This window comes from Sediminispirochaeta bajacaliforniensis DSM 16054 (assembly GCF_000378205.1).
Classification (GTDB): domain Bacteria; phylum Spirochaetota; class Spirochaetia; order DSM-16054; family Sediminispirochaetaceae; genus Sediminispirochaeta; species Sediminispirochaeta bajacaliforniensis.
The window spans coordinates 1-11,085 of record NZ_KB899445.1 but is presented as its reverse complement, the minus strand read 5'-3'; the positions used below and the strand labels follow the sequence as shown (position 1 = coordinate 11,085).

At 37.1% G+C, this 11,085-nt stretch carries 11 protein-coding genes and 2 pseudogenes; 11 read left to right on the top strand and 2 right to left on the bottom strand.

Features of this window, described 5'->3' with window-relative positions:
- Positions 1–262 precede the first annotated feature (262 nt).
- Together F459_RS0121185 and F459_RS0121180 are read left to right on the top strand one after the other, a co-directional pair.
- On the top strand, positions 263–1,141 hold the full coding sequence (locus tag F459_RS0121185) for a hypothetical protein (protein WP_154651765.1): 879 nt from the start codon (positions 263–265) through the stop codon (positions 1,139–1,141).
- Between the two features lie 158 nt (positions 1,142–1,299).
- Positions 1,300–2,676, top strand: coding sequence for an MBOAT family O-acyltransferase (locus F459_RS0121180; protein WP_211214031.1), 1,377 nt, complete (start codon positions 1,300–1,302; stop codon positions 2,674–2,676).
- 504 nt (positions 2,677–3,180) lie between these two features.
- Here F459_RS0121180 and F459_RS24740 read toward each other — a convergent pair.
- On the bottom strand, positions 3,181–3,495 hold the full coding sequence (locus tag F459_RS24740) for an integrase core domain-containing protein (protein ID WP_154651764.1): 315 nt from the start codon (positions 3,493–3,495) through the stop codon (positions 3,181–3,183).
- On the opposite strand from F459_RS24740, the pseudogene F459_RS23815 reads away from it, so the two are divergent.
- From F459_RS23815 to F459_RS0121125, 9 genes and pseudogenes are all read left to right on the top strand, one after another.
- Positions 3,448–3,848, top strand: a pseudogene (locus F459_RS23815) (transposase); the annotation flags it as partial. The gene F459_RS24740 and the pseudogene F459_RS23815 overlap by 48 nt on opposite strands.
- Positions 3,849–4,391: 543 nt before the next feature.
- A complete protein-coding gene (locus F459_RS22780) occupies positions 4,392–5,153 on the top strand; it encodes an inositol monophosphatase family protein (RefSeq protein WP_169517971.1) in 762 nt (253 codons plus the stop codon).
- 25 nt (positions 5,154–5,178) lie between these two features.
- Positions 5,179–5,841 (top strand): acylneuraminate cytidylyltransferase family protein, encoded by a 663-nt coding sequence (locus tag F459_RS0121155; RefSeq protein WP_020614652.1) that lies wholly within the window; start codon positions 5,179–5,181, stop codon positions 5,839–5,841.
- Positions 5,842–5,877: 36 nt separating this feature from the next.
- Positions 5,878–6,684 (top strand): NAD(P)-dependent oxidoreductase, encoded by an 807-nt coding sequence (locus F459_RS0121150; RefSeq protein WP_020614651.1) that lies wholly within the window; start codon positions 5,878–5,880, stop codon positions 6,682–6,684.
- Positions 6,685–6,712: 28 nt separating this feature from the next.
- On the top strand, positions 6,713–7,711 hold the full coding sequence (locus F459_RS0121145) for a 6-hydroxymethylpterin diphosphokinase MptE-like protein (protein WP_020614650.1): 999 nt from the start codon (positions 6,713–6,715) through the stop codon (positions 7,709–7,711).
- A gap of 12 nt (positions 7,712–7,723) precedes the next feature.
- Positions 7,724–8,722, top strand: coding sequence for a Gfo/Idh/MocA family protein (locus F459_RS0121140; protein ID WP_020614649.1), 999 nt, complete (start codon positions 7,724–7,726; stop codon positions 8,720–8,722).
- A complete protein-coding gene (locus F459_RS0121135; RefSeq protein ID WP_020614648.1) occupies positions 8,715–9,272 on the top strand; it encodes a D-sedoheptulose-7-phosphate isomerase in 558 nt (185 codons plus the stop codon). Before F459_RS0121140 ends, F459_RS0121135 begins: the two co-directional genes overlap by 8 nt.
- A 21-nt stretch (positions 9,273–9,293) precedes the next feature.
- The gene (locus tag F459_RS23390) at positions 9,294–9,767 is read left to right on the top strand and encodes a YhcH/YjgK/YiaL family protein (protein WP_020614647.1); all 474 of its coding nucleotides are present in this window, start codon (positions 9,294–9,296) and stop codon (positions 9,765–9,767) included.
- Between the two features lie 4 nt (positions 9,768–9,771).
- On the top strand, positions 9,772–10,848 hold the full coding sequence (locus F459_RS0121125; protein ID WP_020614646.1) for a glycosyltransferase family 2 protein: 1,077 nt from the start codon (positions 9,772–9,774) through the stop codon (positions 10,846–10,848).
- Here F459_RS0121125 and F459_RS24315 read toward each other — a convergent pair.
- Positions 10,834–11,085 (bottom strand): annotated as a pseudogene (locus F459_RS24315) (hypothetical protein); the annotation flags it as partial. The gene F459_RS0121125 and the pseudogene F459_RS24315 overlap by 15 nt on opposite strands.

Sequence of the window (11,085 nt, the reverse complement as noted above, 5' to 3'; positions counted from 1 at the left end):
CGATCTGTAGGAATAGAGAGAGCTGAGACGATAATCGGACTCATGAATCTAACCTATAATATGAATCGTTACCTACAGCTACAAAGGATATAAAAAATGAAGCCAAAGAGAAGGACTCTGCCTGAAAAAGGTAAAAGCAAAAAAGAAAATACCGTTTCAATTGGATATCGACTATGGAGTGTCGATAGTAATTTTGATCATGCACCCGAAAAGCCTATTTTATGATGGTTTTTAGAGGTTCCCTTAAAGAAGTAAAATGAACATGAAAAAAATAATAGCTTATTTTATCATTTTCTCAGTATCTTTTTTAATTTTTAATTGTGTTAAAGATTCAACAGATATAACCGCAGATTCAATAAACGAAAACTTACTCAACATCAGTTGGGATTACGACACGAAGGAGATTCGCATATTACCCAAAAATACTGGCAATAACTATATTATCTTATCTGATGCACTTGAGGCCGGAAAAACATATACATTTAGTGCCAAGGCACTGAGTATCCTATACGGGAATTTATCTGATGTGACAATGTTGCTATATGATAAGAATAACCGTCGGATATATGATAAAGTATTGCTTAAGACTGGAGGAAATGTTCAGTATACCTTTTCAGTACCGGAAAAGTCCGGATTGTATGAACTTATAATTTATGCAGGTATCATGGGTAATACTATGGATAACAGTCTATCTATCTCCCAAGCTAAATTGGAATTAGGTAGAGTTGCTACAAAATGGACTGAAGTTCTTTTTAACAATGAAAACCTACTTCCCGGAAAAAGTAAGTATGACCCTTCAAGCTTTATTATAAAAAAAAGCGATACCAATAAGAATAATAACATGAGACTTTATACTGACCTGCAACATGGTGGATTTTACAAGTTTTCCTTTTCAAATATAGAAGTAATAGAAGGTACTACAGAGTATGTTTCGGTAATCATCTTTGACAATACAAATAAAGTTATTTGTTATCGGGAAGATTTCAAACCGGGCAGTAGTGGAACGTGGTTTTTTACTGTTCCTCCAAATGATGGCCCAGAGTATCAGTTTATTATTTATACTGGCATACCAAAATCAGCTACTGGTATTAGTATAAAAGTTTCAAATGCTATATTAGCGATGGTGGGTAATTCTCAATGAATAGGCAAATGTAGACTGATTAAAGAGGTGGGGAACAATAAATGCTATTTAACTCAATACAGTTCTTAATATTCTTTCCAGTTGTAACATTATTATATTTTCTAATACCGCATAAATATCGTTACTTATGGTTGCTTGGTGCAAGTTACTTCTTTTATATGTCATGGAATCCGAAGTATGCTTTATTGATTGTTACGTCAACAATAATTACATTTTTCAGTGGCCTTCTAATATCCAAAGCAGGAGAAATTACCAACGCCAAAAAGGCACGGAAAGTAAAACGCGCATGTGTGGCTTTGAGTTTCATCCTGAATTTGTCAATTCTCGGATTCTTTAAATATTTCAATTTTACGTTCAATTCAATAATCCGTGTATTAAATTTGATAAATATTTCTGTTGTTTCACCACAAATTGACATAGTATTACCAGTCGGAATCTCATTCTATACTTTTCAGGCACTTAGCTATACTATGGATGTTTATCGTGGCGAAATAAAGCCAGAGAGAAATATTGCTAAATATGCATTATTTGTTTCATTCTTTCCCCAGCTCGTTGCCGGTCCGATTGAGCGTTCAAAAAACCTTTTAAAACAAATACACGAAATACACACATTTGATTCTGAACGTGTTAAAAATGGTTTGCTTTTAATGCTCTGGGGACTTTTTTTAAAAATGGTCATTGCAGATCGTGCTGCAATACTGGTAAATCAAGTATTTAACCATCATCAACAATACGCCGGATTTGAAATTGGTATTGCCGTTTTGCTCTTTGCCGTTCAGATATATTGTGACTTTGCCGGTTATTCGACCGTTGCAATTGGTGCTGCTCAGGTTATGGGATTTCGACTGATGGATAACTTCCATCAGCCGTATTTTGCAACATCAATCAGAGATTTTTGGCACAGATGGCATATATCTCTTTCAACTTGGTTTCGGGATTATTTATATATTCCTCTTGGCGGTAATCGTAAAGGGAAGATCCGTACGTATATGAATACATTTATTACTTTTGTCATCAGTGGACTATGGCACGGAGCTAGTTGGCACTTTGTTGTGTGGGGAGCTTTACATGGTGCTTTCCAGATAATTGGGTCGACGGTTAAGCCGTTTAAGAAAAAAATGATACAAATAATGCGGATTAACACAGGGTGTGGTTCTTATAGAGTTTTTCAATGTATAATTACGTTTATTCTTACGGATCTTGCCTGGATATTCTTCAGAGCTAGAAATACTACAATAGCAGTTCAAATGATAAAGAGTATGTTTTCAACATTTAATCCTTGGATTTTTTTTGATGGTTCACTTTTTAAAATGGGTATAGACTCTAAAGAAATTTTAGTTTTAATACCATCGATTATAATTTTATTTTTGGTTGACATAATGCATGAGTGTAATAAATCTATCAGGGTTACTATAGACAGGCAAAATCTATTATTCAGGTGGATTATTTATTATGTGGCTATTTTTTCGCTCATTATTTTTGGATTTTATGGTTCCGGGTATGAAGCTAGTCAGTTTATATATTTCCAATTTTAAATGGGAATTATTTAAACCGAAAAATTTGCTGCTTCATGGAGACAGATGTCCAAGCTGAAAAATAAGATCTAGATTTTTGCTTCTTGTGTTTTCAAAATGGATGTTTTCGCATAGGTCCTCAGTTGTTGGCTTAATCTTGTTCTATAGAAATAATGAGGCTTTTTAACGTGTTAAAAAAGAGACCCTATGATTTATCTATAAAAATATCGTTTCCACGATCAGAAAGTAATTTTGTGCAAAATGTTATATCAAGATAGACACAATGTGAACGTTCATCGATATGAAAATACCATAGCTGAGCCATTTAAAATTTCTCCAGAAATCTTTAGATTGGTTGAAGTCGAAACCAGGCTGAATGCGGATCCATTTTGTTCGAAGAAACGGCATTGAAGTAGAAGCTTACGGCGCTGTGGTCGCATCTTGATGATCGAGCGGAATATGCTGAGCCCGTTTGTCAAACAGTTTTGTAAACTATTTAAGGTGGAACCTACCGGTATAATCTGACTATGCAGCAGCTTTAAGCTCCTTTTCATGGAATGATATATACATCTCTTCCGGAGTCCTATAATCCAGGCCCTGATGAAATCTTCGGCTGTTGTAGAATTGAAAGTACCGGGTAAGTCCGGTTTTCAGTTCTCGCACTGATTCATAGGACTTCAAGTAAATAGATGACGTACAATATCTTGCGCAAATTCTAATTTTGATAAAAAGAAAGTCCTCAATCTGACGATTGATTAAGTACGACCAAAACCAAGTCAGAAAGAGGACTATATGAACAGTAAGATTATCGAGATAAATGAGGAAGAAGTCAAAAACCATTTGGGGGAATTTGTACGGGGAACTGTCGAAGAAGCCTTGAATGCTATGTTGGAAGCTGAAGCTGAGCAATTGGTCAATGCCCAGAAACACGAAAGAAGAGCTGAGCGCAAAGGGTATCGGGCCGGCCATTATGACCGAAAGCTGTTGACACAGGGGGGGAAGTTACCCTTCAGATGCCAAAGCTGAAGAAGGTCACTTTCGAAACGGCGATCATTGAACGGTATAAGCGCCGGAAGATTTCCGTAGAAGAAGCGATGGTGGAAATGTATTTAGCGGGAGTTTCTGTGCGGAGAGTAGAAGACATCACAGAAGCCCTGTGGGGAGCCAAAGTGTCACCCTCCCCGCTGACGGAGGAAACAGCGGCTGCTACCGCCTTCTCAATGGAAAGTTGAACTGAGTCTCAACAGTATAGCCAGTGGTTTATGAATTCACAATTATAATGGAGGACTACCATGTTAAAAATGTATAGTAAAGAAATTGTTGAATTACCCGCAGAAACCGCAATGATTGAGTTTACAAATGCCTGTAATTATTCATGTATTATGTGTGCGAATCGAGTGGGGCTGTTTTGATGTTGATACTGAGATGATTGTTGGAAACATAAATAAACACACTGGCTAGCAAATAAGAGAAGGTGAGTAATTTCAAGAAGTTCTTCGCTGTTTCAAGCAAATAAGATACACCGTTTGAAAATGTGTCGTAATTGTAATATGCTGACCAATTTCTTGTGAATTTATGGAGCAATATAATGCTAAAAGCCTTTGATTTTCTGGTTCTCAGCAAAATCTGTGGACAGTTGAGAGCATTGACTATAAGTGCAGAGCAAGATATCTTTACAAAAGATGTATTTAAAGCAGATATATCTCTATAGGAAGAGATTATCTTATGAGGATTCTATGATGATAAATCAGATTAAAGAATTAATCCATTCAGTAGTTGCAGAAATAAAGAAAGAAAAAAGAAAGATACTTTCAGCAGAAAAAAAAGATATTTCATTAAGTACTGATAAGTATATTAATGATAGAATTGCTTCATTCTTAAAAAATAGTTTTCCTTATCCGGTGTTATCTGAAGAAAATGACATAAAAACGAATTATCTAAATTACGATCAGTGTTTTTGGATTTTAGATCCTCTTGACGGTACACTTAACTATTCCAGAGATATACCATTATCGTGTATTTCTATTGCCTTATGGCGTAAACAACAACCTGTTTTAGGAATGATTTATGATATTAATCATGACGAAATGTATATAGGTGTTCTGGAAAATGAATTGGGTTTGACAGCTGGTGTATGGAAAAACAATGCCGAAATATCTGTGAGTAATACGGAAAAAATTAATACCGGTATATTGAGCACCGGATTTCCTTCCTGGAGAAATTATGAAAGGGAATCTTTATATAGTTTTATACTATTGGTCCAACAATGGAAAAAAATAAGGTTAGTTGGTAGTGCAGCTTTATCTTTAGCATGGGTTGCTTCCGGTCGATTTGATGCCTATATAGAGGAAGATATCCGTATATGGGATGTAGCAGCTGGTTTGGCACTTGTTAAAGCTGCGGGAGGCGATATACTTTGTATCCCTGGGAAAAGGGAGAACTTTGTAACAGCAATAGCTACCAATGGAATAATTAAGGCAAAAGATTTACTTCCCTGATATTTTATTGTAAGGAGACGTTATTATGAAAGTAATTGCCATGATACCTGCTCGTATGGGTAGTCAGCGATTAAAACAGAAAAATCTTAGAGAAATTGATGGTATACCTATTATCACACACGCCATACGGAAAAGTAAAAGCTTGCCAAAGGTAAATGAAGTTTGGGTGAATTCGGAACATGATACCTTTGGAGAAATAGCAAAGCAAGAAGATGTAAATTTCTATAAAAGACCATCTGAATTAGCTAATAATACAGCTACCAGTGAAGATTTTGTCTTTGATTTCTTGCGAGGGCACAATTGTGATATCCTGTTGCAAGTACATAGCATAGCCCCTTTGCTTCGAAAAGAAACGATCGAACGGTTTTTGAATGCTATGATTGAAGGGGGGTATGATTCATTCTTTAGTGTGGTAAACGAACAAATAGAATGCGCTATGAATGATAAGCCTTTGAATTTTTCATTCAGCACAAAAACGAATTCACAGGAGCTGACTCCAATACAAAGAATCACCTGGAGCATTACAGGCTGGAGACGAGAGACCTTTTTGGAGGCTTACAATGCAGGAGGATGTGCTACGTATAGCGGAACTTGTGGATTTTTTCCTCTTGATCGTGAAGAAGGAATTATTATTAAAACAGAAAAGGATTTTCAAATAGCTAAGGCTTTATACAAACATTTAGACTAATATCATATCTGTGTTTTGGACAAAAAGGATATCGAGATGATAAAGATTTGGAAAAATACAAAAACATTAGATGCCTATATAGATTCCTCAATTTTTACTTCGGATAAAAAAGAGGCTGATATTGCTTTGTTGGGAAGTAAAACGATTGATCCTGATGAATTTCCTAAATTAAAAGCAATCTTTAGAGCGGGAATCAGTAAAGATAATTTACCCTTTGAAAAGGCCAAGCAAAGAGGTATTAAGATTTGCCTTCCTTCTTCTAAAGTCGCCGATTATATTTTCGAAGAGACCGCCAATTTTACTTGTTACCTAATTTTGAAGATGCTTTATTCCGAGGTAGGAACGATAGATCCGTGGGAAAAGTATGGCAGGATCGCCTTGAGAAACAAAAAGCTACTTATCATTGGTATGGGAAAAATAGGAAGCAAGGTGGCAAAGAAATTGGATATGCTGCTTCAGATATTAACTTTTGATGCTTGCCGAAACTCTGAAGATGAATTGTATCCCCTGCTTTCACAAGCAGATTGCATTACTTTACATATTCCCAATTCTTTAGATAATAAAGGATATTTTGACAAACAAAAACTCTCATATATGAAAAATGGGGCTATTTTGATCAATACGGCAAGAGGTCCTATTGTTAGTGAAGATGACTTATATGATGAGATACGGCAGGATAGAATAAAAGCTGCTTTTGATGTCTATTGGGAGGAGCCTTATAAAGGAAAGCTGTTAGAGTATTATCCTGATCGTTTTTTTATGACCCCCCATGTTGCCAGTACATGCAACGAATTTTTAGAGGGAGCCGCGAGGGATTTAAAAGAGATAATGGCTTCACTTTAGATAAATAGGATGTAGGTGTAATTACGCTTTGAGGAATACTATTGGGAATAGACTTAAAAAGGTCTTTAAAAATTTTGTAGAATCGGTATTGCAGATTTTTTCTAAAAGAATGCTTGTGCATTTCAATAATATCACTCAGGATATCCTCCTTCAAAAGGAGGATATTATCTATGAAACAGATCTATCTAATAAACATGTGACACAAAGTGATGTAATGGCAAGCTTTAATGAATTTTTAACTATCTCTGCTGTTTTAGGTCGCTATCATAAACCCTTGTCAGTTGAAGAATCTTCAAAACTGGGAAACTTGAAGAATAAATTCCATGATAAACGCTGTTTTATTATTGGAAATGGTCCATCGCTAAATAATACGGACCTTTCTTTCCTAAAACATGAATTTAGCTTTGGAGTAAACAATATATTTTACATGACAGAAAGGAATGGTTTTCGACCGACCTTTTATGTTTGCGAAGCACAACATGTTATAGATGCAAATAAAGAAAAAATTGATACATATGATTGTGAATATCGATTCTTTCCAACATATTTCAAACCACTTCTAAAGGAAGCCCTCTCAAATTACTACTTTTATTCTGATATGAGTTTTTACATGCCATGGCATCCTCTATATGCGGTTGCGTTGTTTTCCGATGACTGTAGTAAGGTCCTTTATCAGGGACAAACTGTAACGTATATATGCTTACAGCTTGCTTATTATTTAGGTTTTAAAGAGGTATATCTGATTGGCGTTGATTTTGACTACACGATTCCAAAGTCTTCAATAATTAAAGGGAACGTTGTCGTTTCAACAGAACATGATGCAAACCATTTTGATAATAATTATTTTGGAAAAGGTAAAAAGTGGATTCTACCACAAATGGAGAAACAGCTAATATCTTTAGCAAAAGCAAATGCTGTATACGAGAATAATGGACGAAAGATTTATAATGCCACAATTGGTGGTAAATTGGAATTATTTGAAAGAGTTAACTACCAAAACATTTTTTCGAATAGTAAAAAGGTTTGAAGGAGAAAGAAAATGAAGCATAGGATCGGCATTGTTGGATTTGGTAGAATGGGTGAGATTAGAGCCCAAACAGCAAAGAGTATTGGAAATGTTGATATTACTGCTGTATATGATGTTGATTCCCAGAGAATACCCTCTTGCTTTCCTGTGGTTTCCTCTCCGAAAGAAGTGATCATGAATGACGCTGTTGATACCGTGTTTATATGCACACCTAACTATTTAAATAAACAGCTTACCATTGAATCACTTCAGGCGGGAAAGCATACTTTTTGTGAGAAGCCTCCGGCATTTAATCATGATGAAGTTCTTGAAATAAAGGATGCTGAAAGAAAATCTGGCAAGAAATTAATGTACGGCTTTAACCATCGTCACCATAGCAGTGTAAAGCAAATCAAATATCTAGTCGATAGCGGTGACTTTGGGAAAATTATTTGGATACGAGGCCGTTACGGTAAAAGTGTGGATACTTCTTTCTTCCAAACCTGGAGGAGTAAGAAAGAATTCGCTGGTGGCGGAATTTTGCTTGATCAAGGTATCCATATGCTTGATCTCTTTCTTCATCTTGCTGGTGATTTTGATCAGGTAAAAGCGTTTATTACAAACCAGTATTGGAAATGTGATGTAGAAGATAATGCTTTTGTTCTATTAAAGAATTCTAAGAGCGGATTAGTTGCTTCTCTTCATTCTACCATGACCCAGTGGAGACACCTTTTTGCATTAGAAGTCTTTATGGAAAAAGGGTATCTTGTTTTAAATGGCCTAAAGACTTCTAGTGGGACGTATGGTGACGAAGTTTTATCGATTGCTAAGAATAGAACTACAGCACCAGCTGCGACATGGGAGGATGAAGAAAAGATTACTTTTCAGACAAACCAGTCCTGGCGAAATGAGGTCGATCATTTCTTTAAGGCGATAGAAAATAATACACCAATCGAGAATGGAAATTCTGATGATGCTTTACATATTATGACGCTCATTGATGAAATATACAGGGAAGGGAAAAATGGTTGATTTTTTGAAATCATATTATAAGCAGTATGAAGATCTTTTATTCGATGATTCACTGTTCGAAAGGTTGATGGCGGCAAAAACGCTACTTGTCGATTCATCAAGAAAAGGTGGAACTTCATTTATTCAGGGCAATGGTGCTAGTGCCGCTATTGCCGGCCATTGTGCATTAGACTTCACAAAGCAAGCCAAGATAAAGACCTTTAGCTTTAACGAAGCGAGCTTGATTACCGCATACGCAAATGATTATGGGTATGAAGACTGGGTTGCAAAAGCGTTGGAATCGTATGCTACACAGGGTGATACCGCAATCTTAATAAGTTCCAGTGGAACTTCAAAGAACATTATTAATGCTGCAAATTATGCAAGGTCGATAGGTATGAATATTATTACTTTCTCCGGCTTTTCATCTAACAACCCTTTAAACCAATTAGGTGACTTGAACTTTCTTGTGAATAGTCGTTCATATAATATCATTGAATGTATACACATGATTTGGCTGACGACCATTATCGATATGATAATTGGCAAGTCCGAGTATTCTGTGAAGTAGGGATAATAATGGAGTCTTATTATGGTTATTGATGCTATTGAAAATGCCGTTGACTATCTTTCAAATACGAATCTCATTGATGCCCTAAGGTTTATAGCTCATGCGAAAGAGGTTAATCTTGATGAGGGACGATATGACATTCTTGATACGCGTATGTATGCAAAGGTGATGTCGTATCGTTTGAAAGATCGTAGCGAAGCAAAATTTGAAGCACACAAAGAATATATTGATATCCAATCACCCCTTATTGGATATGAGGGCTTTGAGTATCAAGATATTTCTTGCATGTCGGCAGCGACAGAATATAATAAAGAGAGAGATGTAGTATTATTTCATACGCCAGAAGTTTCAAGAAGCTTTTATCAGCTTTTCCCCGGATCATTTATCTTGTTCTTGCCGTCGGATGTTCATATGCCTCAGCTACGGCATGGATCTGATGATGTTGATGTGAAAAAAATTGTAGTGAAAATGCATAAAAGCCTCTTTTCACTATGATCGTATGCAACAGGTTCCTCTCCTTTCCGTAATCATCCCTGTTCACAATTCCGCTCATTCCTTACCCCGCTTATTCACTTCCTTACAGGATCAAACCCTCACATCCTTTGAAGCAATTTTCGTTGATGATTCTTCTACAGATGCTTCATGGGATATGCTTTATGATGTTTCTATGCGGGATACCCGTTTTCGCGTTCATCGTCTGCAGAAAAATCTTGGTGCCGGTTGTGCCAGAAATAAGGGTATTGAACTTGCCTCTGGTACGTTTATCCATTTTCTCGATAGCGACGATTGCTATGCCTCTTCAAACGCCCTGGAGCGTATGGCCGGCTACATCGAGAAAAGCCATGCCGAAGTTACTGTTTTCCGGTATAACCTGATTACCTCTGAACATGCCCCTTTCTACCGATCTGTCAATGCATATGAACAAAAAGTATGGAACTACCTCGCACAAACCGCTAAAGTCGATAACTCCTCGTACCACAACATAAAAGATACTCAATGCCTCCTCGCACTTCCCGCCTTCCCCTGGAACAAAGTCTACACACGAGCTTTTCTTCTTGCACACAGCATCCTATTTCCCCGGACCATGCTGCATGAGGATATCCTTTTCAGTTGGAAAAGCCTGCTGCTTGCCGAGCGGATATCCTTCTGTTCCGAGCCCGTCGTGAACTATTATTACTCGTATGCTAATGCAGCCCAGGCCTCAAACCAGAAAGATGCTCGGCGATTTGAACTGTTTTCCGCCTTTGATAAGCTGGATACCTTTGTCCACACCATCACTACCGACCATTCATTCTCTCCCTGGCTTCTGCGATTTAAGATCGATACCTTCAGCTTCGGCTTGGGAAAAATCGGTACAAAGCAGCTTTCTGCCTTTTCGACAGCAGTAAAACAAGCCTTATCCGGAATATCGAATGCAAGCTGGAAAGAGCTAAAACACCTGCCTCTTACAGGACCCATCGATCGCTGTAAACACTTTTTTATTCGCTTCCTGCCTCTTTTTTATGCCCATACCTTACGCCTTCTAAAGAAAATCATTGCCATCGCTTTATGTCAACATAGATTACGCGCTCTTTGAAATATTTTGTGAAGATTTTTTACCTTCGGTAGAGGATTGTCCTTCATAGTTTTTACCAGGATTCAGAACCACCACATTAGATGGCGTCCACTTCCTGACGGATCGCTTTCCCCATCGTTCAGCATGAGAGTTTCGAGCAGCTTCCATCGTGGCGTTTCTCCGCTTGAACAGCTCGGAATCCTTGCCGGTTCTTTTCTCATTGGGGGTGATGTATCCGAGCGCTGAATGCAGATGGTG